At 58.9% G+C, this 21,891-nt stretch carries 18 protein-coding genes; 13 read left to right on the forward strand and 5 right to left on the reverse strand.

All coding sequences use genetic code 11. The features are described from left to right. Positions 1 to 23: 23 nt before the first annotated feature. The gene (gene eda, locus JMJ97_RS03685; RefSeq protein WP_035136869.1) at positions 24 to 665 is read right to left on the reverse strand and encodes a bifunctional 4-hydroxy-2-oxoglutarate aldolase/2-dehydro-3-deoxy-phosphogluconate aldolase; all 642 of its coding nucleotides are present in this window, start codon (positions 663 to 665) and stop codon (positions 24 to 26) included. Positions 666 to 918: 253 nt separating this feature from the next. Continuing rightward, entirely contained in the window at positions 919 to 1,953 is a 1,035-nt protein-coding gene (locus JMJ97_RS03690; RefSeq protein WP_260699202.1) for a sugar kinase, read from the reverse strand. A gap of 234 nt (positions 1,954 to 2,187) precedes the next feature. On the opposite strand from JMJ97_RS03690, the gene JMJ97_RS03695 reads away from it, so the two are divergent. The 10 genes from JMJ97_RS03695 to ligA all read left to right on the forward strand — a co-directional run bounded on the left by JMJ97_RS03695 (position 2,188) and on the right by ligA (position 12,657). After that, complete coding sequence (locus JMJ97_RS03695; protein WP_260699203.1) at positions 2,188 to 3,210, forward strand: LacI family DNA-binding transcriptional regulator; 1,023 nt, start codon at positions 2,188 to 2,190, stop codon at positions 3,208 to 3,210. 42 nt (positions 3,211 to 3,252) lie between these two features. Further along, complete coding sequence (locus JMJ97_RS03700) at positions 3,253 to 3,747, forward strand: type II toxin-antitoxin system RelB/DinJ family antitoxin (RefSeq protein ID WP_215693114.1); 495 nt, start codon at positions 3,253 to 3,255, stop codon at positions 3,745 to 3,747. Beyond that, positions 3,734 to 4,105 carry a HepT-like ribonuclease domain-containing protein gene (locus JMJ97_RS03705; RefSeq protein ID WP_195621797.1) on the forward strand — a complete coding sequence of 124 codons (372 nt, stop codon included), beginning with the start codon at positions 3,734 to 3,736 and terminating at the stop codon, positions 4,103 to 4,105. Before JMJ97_RS03700 ends, JMJ97_RS03705 begins: the two co-directional genes overlap by 14 nt. A 134-nt stretch (positions 4,106 to 4,239) precedes the next feature. Continuing rightward, complete coding sequence (locus JMJ97_RS03710; RefSeq protein WP_260699204.1) at positions 4,240 to 5,577, forward strand: glutamine synthetase family protein; 1,338 nt, start codon at positions 4,240 to 4,242, stop codon at positions 5,575 to 5,577. A gap of 50 nt (positions 5,578 to 5,627) precedes the next feature. Further along, entirely contained in the window at positions 5,628 to 6,290 is a 663-nt protein-coding gene (locus tag JMJ97_RS03715) for a response regulator transcription factor (protein WP_260699205.1), read from the forward strand. A gap of 180 nt (positions 6,291 to 6,470) precedes the next feature. Then, positions 6,471 to 7,598, forward strand: a complete 1,128-nt coding sequence (locus tag JMJ97_RS03720) for a hypothetical protein (protein ID WP_260699206.1) — start codon at positions 6,471 to 6,473, stop codon at positions 7,596 to 7,598. Further along, entirely contained in the window at positions 7,588 to 7,941 is a 354-nt protein-coding gene (locus JMJ97_RS03725) for a hypothetical protein (protein ID WP_195363717.1), read from the forward strand. The genes JMJ97_RS03720 and JMJ97_RS03725 overlap by 11 nt, the downstream gene beginning before the upstream one ends. Positions 7,942 to 7,962: 21 nt before the next feature. Further along, complete coding sequence (locus tag JMJ97_RS03730; protein WP_195520927.1) at positions 7,963 to 8,547, forward strand: hypothetical protein; 585 nt, start codon at positions 7,963 to 7,965, stop codon at positions 8,545 to 8,547. A gap of 172 nt (positions 8,548 to 8,719) precedes the next feature. After that, complete coding sequence (locus JMJ97_RS03735) at positions 8,720 to 10,180, forward strand: S1C family serine protease (protein ID WP_260699207.1); 1,461 nt, start codon at positions 8,720 to 8,722, stop codon at positions 10,178 to 10,180. A gap of 248 nt (positions 10,181 to 10,428) precedes the next feature. After that, entirely contained in the window at positions 10,429 to 12,657 is a 2,229-nt protein-coding gene (gene ligA / locus JMJ97_RS03740) for an NAD-dependent DNA ligase LigA (protein ID WP_260699208.1), read from the forward strand. A 427-nt stretch (positions 12,658 to 13,084) separates the two neighbouring features. Here the strand turns inward: ligA and JMJ97_RS03745 are convergent, their stop codons facing one another. The 3 genes from JMJ97_RS03745 to JMJ97_RS03755 form a co-directional block, all read right to left on the reverse strand. After that, a complete protein-coding gene (locus JMJ97_RS03745; RefSeq protein ID WP_195363721.1) occupies positions 13,085 to 14,257 on the reverse strand; it encodes a hypothetical protein in 1,173 nt (390 codons plus the stop codon). 108 nt (positions 14,258 to 14,365) lie between these two features. Beyond that, complete coding sequence (locus tag JMJ97_RS03750) at positions 14,366 to 15,205, reverse strand: MerR family transcriptional regulator (protein ID WP_217749791.1); 840 nt, start codon at positions 15,203 to 15,205, stop codon at positions 14,366 to 14,368. Positions 15,206 to 15,266: 61 nt separating this feature from the next. Next, a complete protein-coding gene (locus JMJ97_RS03755; protein WP_260699209.1) occupies positions 15,267 to 16,613 on the reverse strand; it encodes an MATE family efflux transporter in 1,347 nt (448 codons plus the stop codon). 259 nt (positions 16,614 to 16,872) lie between these two features. On the opposite strand from JMJ97_RS03755, the gene JMJ97_RS03760 reads away from it, so the two are divergent. From JMJ97_RS03760 to JMJ97_RS03770, 3 genes are all read left to right on the forward strand, one after another. Further along, positions 16,873 to 18,702 (forward strand): ABC transporter ATP-binding protein, encoded by a 1,830-nt coding sequence (locus JMJ97_RS03760; RefSeq protein ID WP_260699210.1) that lies wholly within the window; start codon positions 16,873 to 16,875, stop codon positions 18,700 to 18,702. Continuing rightward, positions 18,695 to 20,593 carry an ABC transporter ATP-binding protein gene (locus JMJ97_RS03765; RefSeq protein ID WP_260699211.1) on the forward strand — a complete coding sequence of 633 codons (1,899 nt, stop codon included), beginning with the start codon at positions 18,695 to 18,697 and terminating at the stop codon, positions 20,591 to 20,593. The genes JMJ97_RS03760 and JMJ97_RS03765 overlap by 8 nt, the downstream gene beginning before the upstream one ends. A gap of 215 nt (positions 20,594 to 20,808) precedes the next feature. Continuing rightward, entirely contained in the window at positions 20,809 to 21,846 is a 1,038-nt protein-coding gene (locus tag JMJ97_RS03770; protein WP_260699212.1) for a hypothetical protein, read from the forward strand. Positions 21,847 to 21,891: the final 45 nt, after the last annotated feature.

The following is a 21,891-nucleotide window of genomic DNA, read 5'->3' on the forward strand; positions in this document are numbered from 1 at the left end:
CCTTTCACGATAGAGAGCTAAACCTAGCCGCGGACCTTCTTGACGACGTCCATGGCCTCGTGGGCGATCTGCTCGACCTTGGAGAAGTCGCCGTCGGCAAACAGGGCCGGCTTGACCATCCAGGTGCCACCGCAGGCGATGATGGCGGAGGAGCTCAGGTACTCCTCGACGTTGGCGGTGCTCACGCCGCCGGTAGGCATAAAGCGGTGACCGACAAACGGAGCGGCGAGGGCCTTGATGGTGTTCAGGCCGCCATACTGGGACGCGGGGAAGAACTTGGTGACCTTGAGGCCCAGGTTCTCGGCTGCGGTGACCTCGGAGGGGGTCACGGTTCCGGGAAGGACGGGCAGGTCGATGTCGATGCAGTGCTTCACGACGTCCTCGTTGTAACCCGGGGAGACGATGAACTTGGCACCGGCTGCGCGGGCCTGCTCAACCTGCTCGACGGTCAGGACAGTGCCGGCGCCAACGCACATCTCGGGCTCGGCCTCGGCCATAGCGGCGATGCACTCGGCGGCGCAGGCGGTGCGGAAGGTGACCTCGGCGGACTTCATGCCAGCTGCCATAAGGGCGTGGGCGAGCGGAGCGGCGTCCTCGACCTTGTCGAGTACAACGACCGGCACGATGCCCAGGGACTCAAGCGTGGTGTAGAACTGATCGAACATGATGTTCCTTTCGATGTGTGGCGCGCATGGGCGCGTGATTGCCAAATGTGCTGGTCAGGAGCCGATTTTGGATTGGTTATCGGAGGCACTGCTTGGGGTTCAAGCAATTCCAAAACCGGCTGCTCGACCAGTCATGTAGGGAATGCCAGACAAAACCGGAATGGGACTGGTGGTTTTGCCCGGCCGGAGGAATCGGGGAGCGGGCCGCAGGGGTATGGGATTGGAAAGCTGCGGCCCGCGGAATGGAGACGGACTAGCGCGCGACGCGGGTGCCACCGTCGGCGGCGGATGCCACGGCTGCGATCTCGCCTGCGGTCACCAAGTTGGAATCGCCTTTGATGGTGAGCTTGAGGATCGAGGCTGCAATCGCGTAGTTGACGGCGTCCTGCGGGTCAAAGTCGTTGATGAGGGCATGGACGAGGCCGGCGTTGAAAGCGTCGCCGGCGGCAACGCCCTCGAGCACGTGCACGTCGTGAGCAGGGGAGAACCAGTGCTCGCCGCTCTCGGCGTCAAAGAGCATGCCCATCCAGATGGAGCGCTCGACGCAGGAGATGTTGCGGACGACCGAGGCGACCTTCTTGCAACCGTACTCGGCGCAGATCTGACGGGCCATCTCGACGTAGGTGTCACGCTCCTCGATGCCGTGGGCGAGGGAGCCGGAGACGCAGGTCATGCCAAGGCCGGCAGGCGCATCCTCGTCGTTGGCGATGCAGATGTCGACGAGCGGCAGGAGTTCCTTCATGGTGGCCTGCGACTTCTCGGGCGACCACATCTTGCCGCGATAATTCACGTCGCACACGGTCGTGATGCCCTTGGCGCGGCAGGCGGTGAGGGCATCCTTGCAGGCGGCGGCCATCTCATCGGAGACGGCGGGGGTCACGCCGGAGAAATAGAAGACATCGATGCCCTTGAGGATCTCGTCCCAGTTAAAGACGTCGCGCTTGGCCATGTTGATGGCAGAGTACTTGCGGTCGTAGACGCAACCGTTACCGCGCTGCGAGGCGCCGACCTCAAACACATAGGAGCCAAGACGGTCGCCCTGACGCACGACGCGCGTTGTGTCGACGCCGTAGGCCTTCAGCGAGCGCAGCGCGCACTCGCCTAGGCGGTTGGCCGGGACAACGGATACGTAAGCGGCCTTGTCGCCTTGGTAGGCTAGGGAAAGAGCGGTGTTGGCCTCGGCGCCACCGTAGCGGACGTCAAACTCGGTTGCCTGCTCAATACGCAGGTGGTCTTTGGGCGAGAGTCTCATCATGATCTCGCCGAAGGTAAGAACCGTTTTACCCATGGTCGCGCAGCTCCTTTTACTCGTGCGTACACCTTTGATATGGCGTTGGCACGCAGGTGCCAAGACGGTAGGGTGCGTCTTTGCACCTGCGTGCCAACGCTCGCCGAAATCGGTTTACGAAATCGGTTTCGTTTCGAGTTGTAGTATACTCACCTACAGCGTTTTGCAACCGAGATTTTTAAAAAAATGCCTAAAATGGCTCAGACCGCCGACAATTGGGAAACGGGGTGCGTTATGGCGCAGATGAGAATCAAGGACATTGCCGCCGAGGCGGGCGTGAGCCCGGCCACGGTCTCGCGCTATCTCAACAACCGCCCCGGGCAAATGACCGAGGAGACCCGTGCTCGCATCGCCGAGGTCATCGAGCGCACCGGCTATCGCCCACGTGCTGCCGCGCGCAATCTGCGCAGCTCGCGTACCAACCTCATCGGTGTGATCCTGGCCGACATCGCCAACCCGTTCTCGAGCGCCATGCTTGAAGGACTTTCCGCCAGCGCCGCCGCGCGCGGCTGCTCGCTCATGACGGCCATTAGCGGCAACGACCCCGCTAAGGAGGCCGAGTCGCTCGCCAGACTTATCGATGCCGACGTGGACGGCCTGGTCGTCAACACCTGCGGAGGCAATGACGAGGCGATCGCCGCGGCAGCGGGACGTCTGCCTGTTGTGCTGCTCGACCGCGACGTTGCCGACGGCGGTGTTGACCTGGTGACATCTAACAACCGTGAGCTGGTCGCCGGCCTGGTAGACGCCTTGACCGCCGCTGGCAGCGAGCGCCTGTGCCTGCTCACCGAGGCAAGCGACGACAGCCCCGTGCGTCGCAAGCGCGCCGAGGCCTTTACCGACGAGCTTTTGCACCGCGGCCTTGCCGGCGAGGTCGTCACCCTGGCCGACGGGGGCGCCACGGGCGTCGGCCGCCTGGACGAGACCATCCGCGGCTATGCAGGCAAAAAGCTCGGCCTCATTGCCGTCAACGGCTTGGTCTTCCTGCGTTTGACCGAGGCGCTGGCGCAGCTTGGTCCCTCGCTGCCGGCTGGTCTTAAGATCGCGACATTTGACGATTATCCCTGGAACCACGTGCTCTTTGGCGGTGTGACCACGGCCGCGCAAGACACCCTTACCATCGCCGAGCGCGTGGTCGAGCGCCTGTCCGAGCGCATCGACGTCGTCACCACCACGGTGGGCGAGGCCGCAAAGCTCGCCCCCAAGCGTATCGAGGTCCCCGGCCACATCGAACACCGCGCTTCGACCTCGCGCTAGTCTGTATGATAATATATAGACAATGTCATACAGGAGGTATCCATGGCTGCGTCTGTGCTGAGTGTGCGAGTGGACTCGTCAATTAAAGACTCATTTGCCGAACTGTGCGAAGAGCTTGGCATGACTTCGTCTGTTGCGGTCAATATGTTTATGAGGCAGATGCTGCGCGAGCGCTCTCTGCCGTTTGTTCCTTCACTTGGTAAAAGCTCTGCGAGCGAAAGCGCCGCGGCGGGCATTTTGGATACTGCCCAGATTGAGTCCGCCGTCCGCGAGGCAGCCAGCACGATTCCCGCCATCAAAACCGTGATTCTATTTGGTTCGTATGCCCGTGGCGAGGCGCATGCCGATAGTGATATTGACTTGCGTCTCGAAGTCGATCGCGAGCAGGGCTTTGGTCTTTTTGCGCTGTCGGCGTTTGGCGAGGCGGTGCGCAAAGAAACCGGGAGGCAGGTTGATCTCGTCTCTAGTGATCATCTTGATGACGAACTTGCCGCGGTAATCGAGCGCGAAGGAGTGATCCTTTATGATCGCGCGTAAGTCAGACAGCCTTCGCGCCCAAGAGGTTTTGGAGGCCATCTCCGAAACGAACGAGCGCATCAAGGCTTTTGATATCACCGAGGACCAGTTTCTGCATGCGAATGACGTGCGGACGAGGGCGTTGGCGGACTCCCTTTTGATGTGTGCGCTTAGGGTGACGGAAGAAGCGGGCAAATTGTCGGAACGCTCGCAGCGGCTTCATCCCGAAATTGAATGGCGTGGAATTATCGGCATGAGAAATTATCTTGCGCATGATTACGGCAATGTCGACCGCTCGGTTGTTTGGGATGCAGTGACGATGGAGTTCCCTGCGCTGGAACGAGCCTGTAGACAAATTGTCTCCGAATCTGAACGCTAGCCGCTCGTTCGCAACCGCCTGCTCGCGCACGTTTTTTGAGCGCTTGATACGCTTTAACCCTGCGGAAACATTTTTCTGCGATAGTATCTGCGATATAGACCAGTCGAAACCCGCCCGAAAGAAAGGGGAGCGACATGAACCAGCAGAACATCGATTACGTACTCCGCTCCGTAGAGCAGCGTGACATCCGCTTTGTGCGTCTGTGGTTTGTCGACATTCTCGGCCGCCTCAAGAACTTTGCCATTAGCCCCGAGGACCTCGAGGTCGCTTTTGAGGAGGGTATTGGCTTTGACGGCTCCGCCATCGAGGGCTTTGCTACGCCCGAGGAAGCCGACATGCTGGCGTTCCCCGATGCTTCGACCTTCCAGATCCTGCCGTGGCGCCCGAGCCACAACGGCGTCGCCCGCGTGTTCTGCGACGTGTGCACCCCCGACCGTAAGCCCTTCGCCGGCGATCCGCGCGATGCCCTGCGCCGCATGTTCCGCAAGGCCGAGAAGGCTGGCTACCTGCTCAACGTGGGCGCCGAGCTGGAGTATTACTACTTCCCCGACGAGCACACCCCCGAGCCGCTCGACAACGTGGGCTACTTCGATCTTTCGGTGAGCGATGCCGCCCGCGACCTGCGTCGCAACACGGTCCTCACGCTCGAGAAGATGTCCGTGCCCGTGGAGTATACCTTCCACGCCGCCGGCCGCTCGCAGCACGGCATGAGCCTGCGCCACGCCGAGGCCCTGAGCATGTCCGACGCCATCACCACGGCCAAACTCATCATTAAGCAGCAGGCCTACGAGAGCGGCTGCCACGCCTCCTTTATGCCCAAGCCGTTGGCAGGCGAGGACGGCAGCGCTATGTTCCTGTGCCAGTCGCTGTTCGATCACGACGGCAATAACGTCTTTTGGGGCGAGGGCGACGAGAAGTACCATCTCTCCGACGTCGCCAAGCACTACATGGCCGGCATCCTGGCGCACGCGCGCGAGATTAGCGCCATCACCAACCCCACGGTCAACTCGTACAAGCGCATCACCACGGGCGGCGACTCCGTGCCGCAGTACGCCACGTGGGGCCTGCGCAACCGCGCGAGTATGGTCCGCATCCCGGTCTACAAGCCCGGCAAGCAGCTGTCTACGCGCATCGAGCTGCGCAGTCCCGACCCCATGGCCAACCCGTACCTGGTCAACGCCGTCACGCTGGCGGCTGGTCTGGACGGCATCGAGCGCAAGCTGGAGCTTCCGCCCGAGGCAACGGCCGAGACGCTCAAGCTCACCGACCGTCAGATGCTCGAGGCCGGTTACACGCCGCTGCCGCGCTCGCTCAAAGAGGCGCTCGACGTGTTTGAGGACTCGCAGTTTATGAAGGATGCCCTCGGCGAGCACATCCACAGTTTCTTCCTTAAAAAGAAGCGCGACGAGTGGCATAAGTTTGAGTCCACGATCACCGAGTGGGAGATTAAGCACTATCTGGCGAACTCCTAATCGCGCTGGCTTGTTCCAGTACGATTGAGCTCATTTCCTTGGAGGCCGATATGTCCGAAAAGAGTGCCCTGTTCATGGCGCGCACGACGCGCTTCCACGAGTTTGCCCGCAGCTTGACGACCACCCTGGGTGTCGAGGTGAGCCTGGCAACCCCCGATTCGCCGACTGCGGCGCACGACTTTGACCTGCTGATCCTCGACTCCGACGGCATCCGCGGCGACCGCATCGATCAGATTGCCAAGTGGCTTGACGATCGCGGCGGTGTCCCCATGTTGGTGATCGTCGACGACGAGGCGCTCGGTACCTTGCGCCTGCCCAATCACGCGCATGCCGACTTTGTATGCCCCACGGCGACATCCAACGAGCTTAAGGCTCGTGCGCAGCGCCTGATGGGCGAGGAGGAGACCGTCACCGCCGACGATGTGCTCAACATCGACAACCTTGAGATTAACCTGGCTACCTACCAGGTGACGCTCGATGATGAGCCCATCGACCTGACGCTGATGGAGTACTCGCTGCTGAGCTTTTTGGCGACGCACCCCAACCGTGCCTACAGCCGCGAGGTGCTGCTGCACCGCGTGTGGGGCTTTGAGTACTGCGGCGGCACGCGCACCGTCGACGTGCACATTCGACGCATCCGCTCCAAGGTGGGCCCGCAGATCGCGGCACACATCACCACCGTCCGCGGCGTGGGCTATCTGTTTAAGGACTAGCAAGTAAATAGAGGAATGTGAGGGTACCGGAGATTTCTCCAGTACCCTTTTCTCGTTTAGGGCGAAAAGAAGACCTTTCACCGATTTAAAGTGGGTCAGTAAAAACAATATCAAACGTATAACTATCTCACGAATATCATTTAGTTACCGTATCTCCCTACTGCACGGATGGAGGAAGAAATGCGTTATTCGAGAAAGGTGATTGTCGGATTCATAGTATTGCTTGCCGCCCTGATGTCTCCAAGGTTGGTTTTTGGAGACGACGACTTGGTTCGTGTCACACCGCAAATAGCTGTGGAGCAAGCGCAAGCTTTCTTTGATGACGTATCGGATGAGCCGGTGACCGCTTGTGACCCAGTAAAAATGGTGAATTCCGATGGGGAATCAATCGGGTATATCGTTCGCGCGAAGCGGGATGACGTTAACTATGGCTACGTCGTATTTGATTCAGAGCGATCTTGGTGGATCAGCGAATACTGCTTGGCTCCGAACGCCCCTATGCCCATTGAGAATACAAGCGATGAAATAGCTCTTCTCGCATCCCAAGATGACATCGTTGCTTTGAAATTTGACGAGCTGTCTTTTGGTATTGCAGATCTGGATAATAACGTTGTTTTAGATGAGAAGGGATGCCGGTCAACAGCGGTGTTTTCTGTGGGAAATAGCCGCAGCGGATCTCCAGGCAGGTTCGAGGATGTTTTCGTATCGCCCAAAGACCTGTATAAGCAAGGATATGTCATTGACGCAAGTAAAACAATTTCAGGGATGATAACGCCTACACAATCAGAGGTTATTAAAGAAACGGGGACCTATGCTTGCGATGTGTCTGCAATGTTTGCGGTAAGCAGCCATTATGTAACGCTAAACCGGCTCAAATTGCCAGACTTATATCATGAGCTTTGGCAGTTATCGGGAACATCCGGCGATCCAAATAAGTCATTCGATCAAGCTACGGGCCTTTACTTTACCCAAGGAAGGACTCCATCTCCAAATGCTGCCCCGGCTATTAAGGAGTTCTGTGCTAGGCGCGGGAAAAGGCTTGAGACATCATTTGCTTGGTATCCATCTTGGGATTCTTTCAGGGTAACTGCAGATTCTGGAAATCTCAGTATTTTTTCTGGGACTCTCAGGTCAAGCCATGACGCTCATGCGATGGCTGTTGCGGGATATGTGGCTATGCATAATACATATTCAAATGATAAGAAATATATGCTTGTTGTCTGGGACGGTTGGTTCAATCAGCTGCGTTTTCTTCCATATGACACAACGATTTATATATCGCATGAAGGGACGTATTGTGGAGAGTGACGGCGAAGATGATAGAAAACGCATACGTAAAACGCTGGGGCTTCTTTGCGCATTTCTTGGGATATTGGTTGTCGCGGCCTATCAACCGAGCCCCTCGGTCGTTGGTGGAAAAGATGACGAACATATTTCAGTTGAAGTACAGACGCTGTCGGATATTCATAACGGGCAATTTGAGGCGCTTATGCCAAGTGGTTGCCGTAAGAAAATCGATATGCGCCGTAAGTCAAGTTCCGGATATGTCTCAGGGTTGAAAGCAGGTGATAAATGGATTCTAGTTTTTGTGGAAGATAAGGAACTTGACGGGACTGTTCTGTATCCCCATTCAGCTGAGAAAGTCAAATAAAGTAGACAAGGGGAATGAAGAATGATTGATAGAAAGCAGTTTTTAGGTCTGATGGCAGGGGCTCCTATTTTGATGCGAGCTGGGATGGCAGAAGCCGTGGAGTTGCCGGACGCTCGGAAGCGATTGACGCTCGTGGTCGACACGGTGGTCAGAGATGAAAATGGCAATGAAAAAACGCGAACAAGAAGCAGAGAGACTATTTTCACGCCAGAGAGCGAAATTGTGTCTGCGGACGCTATGGCCGGTGATGTCATAACAATCCAGAGGGAATCAGATGAAACGTTGCCGCTGCTTGCCAAGATTGAGCTCACGGTCGCTTATTTTAACGATAAAACAGAAATTGAGATTCGTTCCGGAAAGTACTCGATAGTCCAAACCGATCCGCTTGTGATGTATGCAAACGCTTGGTACGCGCTCATGCAGAAGGATAAATACGTGATGAATAACTTCACGGAAAGCGAAGCATCATATGAAACGGGGTGGGGGCCAACGCCATACGACGCGGAGAAAGATAAGTGGACGTGCGGATCAGGCATGGGTGCGACGATTACGGACTTTATTAACGATTCAACATATAGTTTTGCTATCGACTGTTATATCGAATAGACATGACGGCATAAAACGAATTGGCTTATAAGCATGTCATTACTTAAGCAAAGCTGAAATCTTGGCATCTAGTGCTCGGGACTGCCCAGCTTGGGGTACAACTCAACGTGAACAATGATGGCCCGCCACATGTTTGGCGGGCCTTTGGTTATTTGACGAAAGGATCGCAGCCATGAGCGAGAACGATTCCCAGCGTCCCCAGGATGCGGGCAACGCCGGCGAGACCCAGCAGCAGCCGCGTGTGCAGGTGGAGTCGACGCCTGCCGACAGCAACATTCCTTACGTGCAGGCTTACGACACACAGACCGGCAAGCCGCTGGGCGGTCAACAGGTCGTGAACAAGCACACGGTAGTCAAGACCAAGACCAAAAAGCTGCCGATCTTTATTACGGCACTCGCCGGCTGTGCCTGCGGAGCCCTGCTGGTCATTGCGCTCATTATGAGCGGCACGCTTGATATCGGTGGCGGCAAGAATGCCGTGACGGCGGGTGCTTCGGGTTCGTCGACGCAAAAGATCACCATTGACTCCGAGGACACCACGCTGGCCGAGGCCGTTTCTGCCAAGGCCCTGCCCTCCGTTGTTTCCATCACTGCCACTTCGAGCGGCAGCCAGAATGGCTCGCTTTCGCAGTCTGCTGACGGGTCGGATAACTCGGGCAGTGTCGGTTCGGGCGTGGTGCTCGATACCGAGGGCCACATCCTCACCAACAACCACGTGGTCGATGGTTACGACCAGTACGTGGTGACCATGGACGACGGCACCACCTACGAGGCCGAGTTCGTGGGCAACGATGCTTCGAGCGACCTGGCCGTCATCAAGCTCAAGGACGCCGACGCCTCCAAGCTCACGCCGATTGAGATCGGTGATTCCTCCAAGCTCAACGTGGGCGAGTGGGTTATGGCGATCGGCTCGCCGTTCGGCAACGAGCAGTCTGTCTCCACGGGAATCGTGTCGGCGCTGTATCGCTCCACGGCCATGAGCTCTACCAGCGGCAATACCATCTATGCCAACATGATCCAGACCGATGCCGCCATCAACCCGGGCAACTCCGGCGGCGCGCTCGTCAACGACAACGGTGAGCTGGTGGGTATCAACTCGCTCATCGAGAGCTACTCGGGCTCCAGCTCGGGCGTGGGCTTTGCCATTCCCGTTAACTACGCCAAGAACATTGCCGACCAGATCATCGACGGCAAGACGCCGGTGCATCCGTACATGGGCGCTACGCTTTCGAGCGTCAATGCGCTCAACGCCCGCACCAACAAGCTGAGCACCGATAGCGGTGCGTACGTGGCGAGCGTCGTTGAGGACGGTCCCGCCGCCAAGGCTGGCATCCAAGAGGGCGACGTCATCACCAAGCTGGGCGACGACGAGATCACGAGCGCCGATGGCCTGATCATCGCGCTGCGCAGCCACGAGGTGGGCGAGAAGGTCGAGATCACACTCATGCGCGGCAAGGAAGAGAAAAAGGTCACCGTCGAGCTGGGTTCCGACGAGGAGCTGCAGAACCAGCAACAGGACGACAGCGCGACCGACACCGGCAACGGCGGTATTACCGACGAGCAGCTGCGCCAGTATCTGGAGGAGCTGCTGGGCCAGCAGGGCCAGGGTCAGGGCTACGGTCAGGGTTTCTAACGAGCCGTATCGCATATATCGAAACCAGAGGGGCTGTCCCATCAACGCGGGACAGCCCCTCTTTTCTTATTGATCCGTTGGGGACGGAGGAAAACGGGCCTTTTAGAAACGGCAAGGGCATGGTTTGATCGCGCGATCCGCCCCGGTCTAGCGGCTGCCGATTCGGTGCGGTTCGAAAGGGTTATTCGGCCCCGTTGCGACCGGTGGTACTCTTGTATCCGTTTGAAATCGAGCGAAGGAGTGCCGCTATGGAGCAATCGAGCCTGTTTGGCGACGGCGTGGACATCGATACCGAAACGTCCACGACCGCGGAAACCACCGCACCGACCGACGCCCATTCCCAGGCGGCAGCGCGCGCGGCCGAGCTGCGCCACGAGCTCGATTACCACGCCTATCGCTACTACATGCTCGATGCGCCCGAGATCACGGACGCCGCCTTTGACAAAATGCTCGTTGAGCTGCAGGAAATCGAGGCGACCTACCCCGACCTGGTGACGCCCGATAGCTATACCCAGCGCGTGGGCGGCTACGTGAGCGAGCAGTTTACGCCGGTCACGCATATGGCGCGCATGTATTCCATGGATGATGCCATGGATCTGAACGAACTTGACGCGTGGCTCCAGCGCGCCGAGGATGCGCTCGGCGCCGGTAGCGTCACCTATACCTGCGAGCTCAAGATCGACGGCCTGGGCGTGGCCCTTACCTACCAAAACGGCACCTTCGTACGTGCGGCCACACGTGGCGATGGCACCACGGGCGAGGACGTGTCGCTCAACGTGCGCACCATCAAGGATGTGCCCATGCACCTGTCCGAGCCGGCGCTCGCCCACATGGGCGCCGACCGCGAGCGCACCATCGAGGTGCGCGGCGAGGTCTATATGCCCAAGGGCAGCTTTGTTCGTCTGAACGACGAGGCCGATGCCGAGGGCCGCGACCCCTTCGCCAACCCGCGCAACGCCGCCGCCGGCAGCCTGCGCCAAAAGGACCCCAAGGTCACGGCGCGCCGCGATCTTGCCACCTTTATCTATGCCATCGCCGATACCGATCCGCTGCACGTCCACAGCCAGCGCGAGTTCCTCGACTGGCTGCGCAACGCTGGCTTTAGCGTCAACCCTAACGTTGCCCGTTGCGCCACGCCCGCCGAGGTCCACGAGTTCTGTGCCCAGGCGCTTGAGCACCGCGGTGACCTGGACTACGACATCGACGGCGTGGTCGTAAAGGTCGACAGCTTCCAGCAGCAGCTCGACCTGGGCTTTACTGCCCGCGCGCCGCGCTGGGCCATTGCCTTTAAGTTTCCGCCCGAGGAAAAGCAGACCATCCTGCGCGAAATCCGCATCCAGGTGGGCCGCACCGGTGTGCTCACGCCGGTCGCCGAGTTCGACCCGGTGACGGTCGCCGGCTCCACCATCGCGCGCGCCACGCTGCACAACATTGACGAGATCCGTCGCAAAAACGTGCGCGAGGGCGACACTATCATCGTGCACAAGGCGGGCGACGTGATCCCCGAGGTCGTGGGCCCGGTGCTCGATAAACGCCCGGCCGATTCGGTCGACTGGTACATGCCCGAGGTCTGCCCCGTGTGCGGCAGCCCCGTGGTCCACGAGGATGGCGAGGTTGCCTACCGCTGCGTGTCCATCGACTGCCCCGCGCAACTCAAGGAGCGCCTGCTCCATTGGGTGAGTCGCGGCTGTATGGACGTCGATGGCCTGGGCGACGAGATCGTCGACAAGATGATCGCCGCCGGCCTGATCCACGATGTCGCGGACTTCTACCAGCTCACGGTCGACGACATCGCCGGCCTGGACACGGGGCGCACCTATGCCAGCTCCAACAGCAAAAAGGGCGTCAAGAAGGGCGACCCCATTCCGGTGGGCCTCAAGACGGCCGAGAAAATCATCGCCGAGCTCAACAAGTCCAAGAGCCAGCCGCTCGGTCGCGTGCTGTTTGCCCTGGGCATCCGCCACGTGGGCAAGAGCGTGGGCGAGGTCATCGCCGAGCGATTCCTGTCGATTGACAAGCTCATCTTGGCGAGCGAAGAGGATATTGCCGAGTGCGAGGGCATCGGTCCCAAGATTGCGGCGAGCGTCAAGCAGTTCCTGGCCGTGCCCGAGAATCTCGCCGTGCTGGAACGCCTGCGCCAGGCGGGTCTGTCGCTCGAAGTCGATTTGGGCGCCGCACACGCGCAAGCTGCAGCTGACGCTGGCGTGGCGGGCGAGCTCGCCGACGCACAACCGCTTGCGGGTCTGACCTTCGTGCTCACTGGCACGCTCGTCAACCGCACGCGCGACGAGGCGGGCGCGGCGCTCAAGGTGCTCGGCGCCAAGGTCTCGGGCAGTGTTTCAAAGAAGACGAGCTACCTGGTCGCCGGTCCCAAAGCGGGCTCCAAGCTCACCAAGGCCGAGCAGCTGGGTGTGCCCGTGTTGGATGAGGCGGCACTTGAACAGATTTTGGCGACGGGTAGGGTCCCGGAGGCATAATGATTTGTTGAGGAACTGCGCAGAGACTCAGTTCCTCAACATCTCCTTATAGTGTTTGCCTGTTCAATTTCGATATCGTTTCCCTCGTATGATCCAGATGCGTCTACCGACTCAAAGCGTGAGTAGGAAACTCTTGTCCCAACTTTGATTTGGGAAAGCTTGTCTTTGATTCGGCCAGATGAGGGGAATGTAATCCGGGTTTGCTTTCCAGCGTCGGTGTAGCGGGGACTGTTGTCTGTTTGGATTACGAGTTCCGTTCCCTCAATAGAATGAACGCTGCCGGCTCCAAAGACAAGGTAATCATCTCCTCCGCTATAGCGGGCTCTATCTGTGCATGAAGAAACGGATGCAAACATAGCGAAAATCACCAATATCGTAACCAGGGCAAAGGCCGTGGTGCCATAGCATTTTGATGGTGCCATCCGGTCTACCAAAAGACTGTTCCGTTCAATTTGACCATATTGGGCGTTGCATAGTTAATCGCTCGGGGATAAGTGTTCCATCCGTCGAATACTTCGAGCCACTGCAGTTCGATGCCAGAGCTTCCATTATGCCCAGTAAAATAGCCAGTTACCGTGACTGTATGACCTGATAGCTCGACGGATCCTTCACTGTTTCGGCTGTTGATCCACATATGATACAAGCCGATATTCCCTTGATCGATAGTTGCTCTGTACTGAGCGAATTGAGGCTGATAACCGAAAAACTGAGTATTAAGTGCTCTACCCTTTTGAGCGGCAAGACTTTTAAACGGAACAATTCCATCTGGGATGATCGTGCTTCCGTACTCGACGCCCTGATCATTGGTCTTATACGTTGTTGTGCCAGTGACGTTCCATATTTCTTTATAATAATCGGGATTAAATTGATTAGCGTTTGAACTGGTGAGACCGTAATGCATTGATACAGCGTACAAGGCAGAAACGACGCATGCATACTTATTAGTGCGGGCTTCAACTAATGATTCCGAGACTCCTCGGAACGGTATTCCGTTTAAATCGTCTATTTGGAAATGCAACATCAAGTCATCTTCATTGATAATGACTGCATCCCATGAAGTTGGGTTATTGCTTTGAGGTGCTATACCCTTTTCGGTGACAATTGGGACAGACCGTATATTGTTATAGTTGGTTACACAGTCTCTAGTTCCTGGCACCAAAGTTCCATATTCAATATCGTTGTACGAAATTAGTACGGTTGGGTTTGTGGCCTGTTGGCCGGAATAAGTTGAAATGGCGTTTGATAGAGAAGCTGAAATCGGAAGAATGGTATCGCCGAGGGTTATCTCCTTCAGAAGCCCAGGATATGATGCGTCAAGTATTAAATAACCGTAAGGGCTTCCTTCCCTTGTGACACTGATTTCATAGCCACAGATAAGGCCGATTTGTTGGCATACGGGAACGATTTGCTCGATCTCTAAGTTCGCGGATCCGTCGACGATGGGCAACAGGGAAAGCGCGTAGTCTTGTGCTAGGTCTGATGTAAAAGCGACGGATGAGTTTGAGTCGGCAGCGAATACTCTTGTTGGGCGTGACGCGGATAAGCCGATGATCGAGGCTAGGCCGAGAAGAAACGAGCGACGTGATTGAACTCTGGGCATAATGTCTCCTGCCTATGGGGGGCAATATGCTGTCATTTTATTTGCTACATAATACAATCTAATTCGGATTAAGGTAAATGGATGGAATTGCTCGATAAATGGTAGTGATTAGCGGACCGGTATCGCGATCCTCGTCACATACGCCCCCGGGTCGTCGCTGATGATGTCGTCGATCAGGGCGATCTCGCGCGAGGGACCGGCGGGTGTCAGGTTGCGCTCGCGCATATAGCTGAGCAGCTGCTCATAGCGTGGGGTTGCTTGCCCGTGCGTGCCGCGAAAGCTAATGGTCAGGCAGCGCGCGGCGGGTCGCGTCTCGAGGTCGCCCACGTAATCATCGGTGTCATCGAGCAGCAAAAAGACCTCGTCGTAGCCATCAAAGTCGCCGGCGGCGAGGCGCTCGGCGCTAATCCCAACGCCCAAGTTGCCCAGAAAGACAAAGGTCTCGTGCTGGCCCTTCTGCAGCTGACGAATCTGCCACTCCAGCGCATAGGCGTCGGTAGGCTTGACGCGTTCGCGCAATACGGCGCAGCGAAGCTCGGGCGCATCGATTGCGCAAATGGTATCGAGCTCGGTGTTCAGGGCATTGTGAAGCAGGGCAAGCCGGTTGTCGATCTTGCGCGACACGCGCTCCAGCTCGCGGCGCTTGCGCTCGATGAGCTCCTGCTGCTGAGCCAGCTGCCGCTGCATAAGGTTCACGTCGCGCGTGGTCACAAACTCACGGATTAGCGCGAGCGGCAAGTCGAGAACACGCAGGTGGCTGATGGTGTTGAGAGTGGAGAGCTGCCGCGATCCGTAGTAGCGGTACCCACTCGCCGGATCGATGTGTGCCGGGTCCAGCAAGCCCATCTGCTCGTAATGGCGCAACGTGCCCACGCTTAGGTTAAACAAGCGCGCCACCTCGCCAATGCGGAGCAGACCCTCGGTATGTTCAGTTGGCGAGTCGGTCATGGCGCCGCTCCTTTCAATGGACGGGGAAGGGGCGCCGAGGTCGTACGACGCAAACGATCCTCTACGCCATCAGCTTGTCAAAAGCCCCGCGCCGGTTGAGCACGGTAAACGCGACAACACAGATGACTGCCGACAAAATCGATCCGCACGGCGAGGCGATGCCCATGGGAAACAGCGTGTCGGAATAGGCGTTCGACAGCAGCCACGCGCCGGGCACGCGAATGAGCGCCACGGCTAGCACGTTGTGCGCAAAGCCGATGTAGCTCTTGCCATACGCAGCGAAAAAGCCGCTAAAGCAAATGTGGATGCCGGCAAATATCGCGTCGAAAATGTAGCTGCGCATATAGCCGGTACCGGCCGCGACAACCGCGGCGTCCTTGGCAAAAAAGCCGATAAACGCCGGCGCCACCAGCCACATCAGCGCCGTGATCAGGCAGCCATACACTACCGAGATCGTCATGGCATCTTTGAGTACCTGACGTGCGCGGTCGCCCTTGCCCGCGCCGGCGTTTTGCGCTGTGAGTGCGCTGACGGTGGCGCCCATGGAGCTCGGCACAATGAACAAAAAGCTGATCATCTTTTCGACCAGGCCCACGGCGGCGGCGTCGACCAAGCCGCGGTGGTTGGCGATGACGGTGATAAACATAAACGCCACCTGGATGCAGCCGTCCTGCACGGCCACGGGCACGCCGATCTTAAGAATACTGCCGAGCACCTCGGGCTGGGGGCGCAGGTCGCTGCGCTTAACGTGGATGTTCGTGCGGCGGCTCTTAAGCCACACGAGCGCGAGGGCAACGCTGGCTGTCTGCGCGGTCACCGTGCCGAGTGCCGCGCCCACGGGGCCGAGCCCCATGTGCCCGATAAACAGAAAATCGAGCGCGATGTTGATGATGCATGCCACGCCGATCACGTACATAGGCGAGCGCGAATCGCCCAGCCCGCGAAAGATGGCCGAGAGAATGTTGTACGCGGCGATGCATGGAATGCCGATAAAGCAAATGCGCAGGTAGGCGGCGGTGCCTTCGACTGCCTCGGCCGGCGTGCCAATGAGTGTCACGATCTGCGGGCACAGTGCGAGCAGGACAGCGGCCAGCACCACCGAGACACCCATAAAGAGCGTAATGGTGTTGCCGATGGCGGTCTCGGCGCGGTCGAAGCGGCGCGAGCCCACGGCGTGGCCGACGATGACCGTCGTTCCCATGGCCAGACCCACGAGCGTCACGGTAATGATGTAGAGCGTCTGCGCGCCATTGCCCACGGCGGTGATGCCGGCAGCGCCGCTAAACTGCCCCATCATGTACAGGTCGGCCATGCCGTAGAGCATCTGCAAAAAGTACGAGAGCATATAGGGCAGGGCAAAGACCGCGATGGTCTTGAGGACATTGCCGCGTGTGAGGTCGTGTTCCATGGGCGGGGCTTTCTGGCTTGGTTCGTTTAGCTACCAGTGTAGTGAAAACCCTACAACGATTGTAGAGTCAAGGTTTGTGTCGACAGTGGGGCGAAATAAGTCGCGTGCACTATTATTCCGAGTGAATATGGACACACGTCACGAGAACTCGCCGCCGGCGCTAACCTTGCAGAAAACGATTTCGGAATACTTGACACCATTATTCGGCGCGCAATAATACGTGCGTTTGCGAACAACGTTTGATGGGGGTTGAACCTGCGTGCGCAATCTCAAAATACTGTTTTCCTATCTAGGGACATACCGTCGCGATGCCATCCTCGGCGTGTTCTTTGTGTCGGTCGAGACGGTGCTCGAGCTGTTTATCCCGGTCATCATGGCCAACATCATCGATGTGGGCGTGCCTGCGGGTGATATCAACTACATGCTGCTGCAGGGCGCGTACATGTTGGTGTGCGCTGCGCTTTCGCTGGTACTGGGCTTGGGTTATGCCCGCACGTCCGCCCGCGTTGCCTCGGGCCTAGGCGCTAACCTGCGCGAGGCCGAGTACAAAAAGATTCAAACGCTCGCCTTTGGCAACCTGGACAACTACGACGCCAGCTCGCTCGTCACCCGCATGACCACGGACATCACCGTTATCCAAAATGCTGTGGGCAACGGCTTTCGCCCTATGGTGCGCGGCCCGGTGACGCTTATCGTCGGCCTTATCTACGCGCTGATGCTGTCGCGCCCGCTCGCCACCGTCTTTGCGATCATCTTGCCCGTGCTGGCAATCGTGCTGGGCGTCATCACCTATCGCGTGAGCCCGCTCTACCGCCAACTCCAGACCTCGATGGACCACCTCAACGGCGTGGTACAGGAAGACCTCACCGCCGTGCGTGCCGTCAAGGCGTATGTGCGTGCCGAGCACGAGGAGGCCAAGTTCGACACCGTCAATACCGAGCTCGCGCGCACTGCGACAAAGACCTTTGGCACCGCCGTGCTCAACCTGCCGGTGTTTCAGCTGTCGATGTACGTGGCTGCGCTCTCCATCCTGTGGATTGGCGGCCGCATGATTCTCGCCGGCAAGCTGGGCGTGGGCTCGCTCACGGGCTTTATGAGCTACGTGCTGCTGATCATGAATTCGCTCATGATGATTTCCAACGTGTTTTTGCTGCTCACGCGCGCTCTTACGAGTGTGGGCCGTATCGCCGAGGTGCTCGATGAGGAGCCCTTTATCGCCAACCCCGCGGGAGACCTCGCGATTGCGGCGCCAGCGGACGGCAGTATCGAGTTTCGCGACGTTTCCTTTAAATACCGCGCGGATGCAGCCGAGGATGTGCTCGAGCATATCGACCTTCGCATCGAGAGCGGCTCGACGGTGGGCATCCTCGGCGGCACGGGCTCGGGCAAGAGCTCGCTTGTGCAGCTGATTGCGCGCCTGTACGACGCCACCGAAGGCGCCGTGCTTGTGGGCGGACGCGACGTGCGCGACTACGACCTCGCGACTCTACGCGACGCTGTGGGCATTGTGCTGCAAAAGAATGTGCTGTTTACGGGTACCGTGCGCGAGAACCTGCAGTGGGGCAATCCGCAGGCGTCGGACGATGAACTCCTCGCGGCTTGCCGCGCGGCGTGCGTGGACGAGTTCCTTGATCGCATCGGCGGGCTGGACGGCGAGTTGGGCCAAGGCGGCGCCGGTGTCTCGGGTGGCCAGAAGCAACGCCTGTGCATCGCGCGCACGCTGCTCAAGCATCCGCGCGTGCTCATTTTTGACGACTCCACCAGCGCGGTCGATATGGCGACCGACGCTAAGATTCGCGAGCACATCGCCCGGATTTCCGATACGACCGTGCTCATCATCGCCCAGCGCATCGCGAGTGTCATGGATGCCGATCGCATTGTGGTATTGGACGACGGTCGTGTCCACGGCGTGGGCACGCACGAGGAACTGCTAGCGGGCGACAACATATACCAGGAGATTTATGCCTCGCAGATGGAGTTTGCGAGGAACGCGGACGCCGGCGACGGCAGCGACGATGGTTGCGCGAATGATCCGTTTTCCTCCGTCGCATGCGGATCGCCCTTGGAAGGGGGTGAGCGTCATGCCTAAGACCGCAGCCCAAGCACGCCCGGCCGACCTCAAGCGCACTGTGCGCCGCTTGCTCTCCTACATGGGGCATGCCAAGTTCTCGTTGCTCGCGGTGGGCGTGCTCGCCTCCGTTGCCGCCATCGCGAGCCTCGCCGGCACCTACATGGTGCGCCCCATCGTTAACGGTTTGGCCACGGGCGGGGAGGAACTGCTCGCCAAGCAGGTCATCCTGACGGCGATCATCTACGCCGCGGGCGTGCTCTCGGCCCTGGGCTACTCGCAGATCATGGTGCGCGCGGCCCAACACGTGGTGTCCGATATTCGCCGCGACCTGTTCGCGCACATCCAGACGCTGCCGCTCAGTTATTTTGACAGCACGCGCTCGGGCGACATCATGAGTTTTTTCACCAACGACGTCGACACCGTCTCCGAGGCGCTTAACAACAGCTTTGCCAACGTGATTCAGGCCGCCATTCAGGTTGTGGGCACCACGGCTATGCTCATCATCCTTAACTGGCAGCTCACGATTATCACACTCGTGTGCGATGCGGCCATTGTGCTGTATGCGCGCTACTCGGGCGCGCGCTCTAAGCGTTTCTTTGCTGCCCAGCAGGCATCGCTTGGCGACCTGGACGGATATATCGAAGAGATGGTCTCGGGTCAAAAGGTCATCAAGGTCTTTAACCGTGAGGCGGCGAATGTCGCCGGCTTTGCCTGCCGCAACGACGAGCTTCGCCGCACCGGCACCGCCGCCGTGAGCTATGCCAACTCCATGGTGCCCATGACTGTCGTGATTGGCTACGTCAACTATGCCATCGTCGCCGTGGCGGGCGGCATGCTCTGCATCAAGGGACTCGCCGACGTAGGTGCGCTCGCGAGCTACCTGGTCTTTGTGCGCCAGGCCGCCATGCCCATCAACCAGTTTACGCAGCTCGGCAACTTCTTGCTCAACGCGTTGGCCGGTGCCGAGCGCCTGTTTGCCGCCATGGACCTTGAGCCCGAGGTGGACGAGGGCTGCGTGGAGCTGATGCAGACGGGCGACGCCGCGTGGGCGTGGAAGATTCCCGAGGGCCAGGGCGTGGGCGTCTACGGGCATTTGCATGATGTGGCAGCCGTTGATGAGTCGGGCCGCGCGGTGGCCGCCGACGGCACCGAGCTCACGTGCGGCTTGGTCCCGCTTGCCGGCGACGTGCGCTTCCATGCCGTGGACTTTTCCTACGTGCCGGGCGCCCGCGTGCTCACGGACCTCAACCTGTTTGCCAAGCCGGGGCAAAAGATTGCGTTTGTGGGCTCCACGGGCGCCGGCAAGACGACCATTACCAACCTCATCAACCGCTTCTACGAGGTCGATGACGGCGAGATCACGTACGACGGCATCGACGTCAAGCACATTGCCAAGGCCAGCCTGCGCGGGTCGCTCGGCATCGTGCTACAGGATACGCACCTGTTTAGCGGCACCATTGCGCAGAACATCCGCTTTGGCAAGCTCGACGCGACCGACGAGGAGGTGCGCGCCGCTGCCGAGGCAGCCTGCGCGGATTCATTTATTCGCCGCCTGCCTAGAGGGTACGACACGCCGGTCACGGCCGACGGCGCCAACCTGTCGCAGGGCCAGCGCCAGCTGCTCGCCATTGCGCGCGTGGCCGTCGCCGATCCGCCGGTGCTCATCCTGGACGAGGCCACTTCGAGTATCGACACGCGTACCGAAAAGCTCATCGAGCGCGGTATGGACCGCATCATGCGCGGACGCACCACGTTTATGATCGCGCACCGCCTGTCCACCGTCCGCGACGCCGATGCCATCATGGTCCTCGAACACGGCCGCATCATCGAGCGCGGCACGCACGAAGAGCTGCTCGCCCAGCACGGCGAGTACTGGCAGCTGGCGCATGGCTTAAAAGAGTTGGATTAACCCGTTCGAGCACGATGCTTTGACCCCTCCGTGCCGCTCACCTCGCCTCAAACCATCACAACATTCGACGTTTTTCGCCAAAATCAGGAAAAGCATCGAATGTTGTGATGGTTTTTCTGCCACTCGACCGGGTGGAATCGCTTTCTTGCGCACGAAGGTGTGCGAACCCGTGAGCAGGGGAATAAGGTTGGTTATCCGACTCCATTGGAGGGCTCATGGACCTGCCGATCGTCCTGTCCCATAAGACTGCCTGGCTGTACCACAACGTGGCGCGCCCGTCCGAGCCGCTCTCGCGAGCAAGCAGCCTATACGATGAGGACTCGCTTGCTAACGAGGCGGAACCGACCGCGAACCTGCCCAAATTGGGACTCGATGCCAAGGGACTGAGGGCTTCAACGGCAGTTGGGATCGTTACCGACTATCTGGTTTCGCTCGGTATTCCACGAGAAGAGCTCGATCATATCGACACGCTCGTCAACTTCGATTTTGAGCGTTCGACGCCGGCTGGATTGAGATGCCACGTGTTTGGGGCGCCGGTACCTCCAGGCCATCTTATCGAGGTGGCAGAGGGCCTTCTGGTGGTTGATGAGGCCATGTGCTTTGTCCAAGCGGGTTCGTGGATGAGCGAGCCCGAGCAGCTGGAATATGGCTACGAAATCTGCGCCCGATACCATTTGAATCATCTGTCGACAGGCGACTATATCGAGATGGGGCAGAGGTATACCGTTGCCGACTTGATTGCCTATTGCAATGAGAACCGATCTCGCCAGGGGGCTATACGCGCGGCCGCCGCGCTCAAGCGCGTGCACGATGGCGCGCGGTCGCCCATGGAGACGGCCACCGCAATCATGGTCGTCGCGAAGCGTTCTCAGGGCGGGCTAGGGTACACCAGGGTCGAGTTCAACCATCGGGTCGATGTTCCCAACGAGTTCAAATATCTCGCAAAGGCCGGGTATTTCGAGATCGACGTATATGCGCCTGCGAGCGGTACGGGGATTGAATACAACGGCTCGGACCATCTTGATAAACAGCGCAGCGCGTCGGATGCGGAGCGTATGACCGTGCTGAGCGCGCTGGGCTTTAGGATGATCGTCCTCACCGGGACTCAGTTTGCCCACCAGCTGCAATTGCATCGGGCGATGAACGCCATCGCGCTCGCTATGGGCCTCAAGTGCGACCGAAGCGAGGTGTTCCAGAAACGGCAGAACGACCTGCGAGAATTCGTGATTCGGCATTGGGACGGCAGCCTTTAGGGGCGCTTTGGCCCTTCTGCGGGGTGCTGTGGGCAGGTAAACCAT

It is taken from the genome of Collinsella aerofaciens (assembly GCF_025289055.1).
Classification (GTDB): domain Bacteria; phylum Actinomycetota; class Coriobacteriia; order Coriobacteriales; family Coriobacteriaceae; genus Collinsella.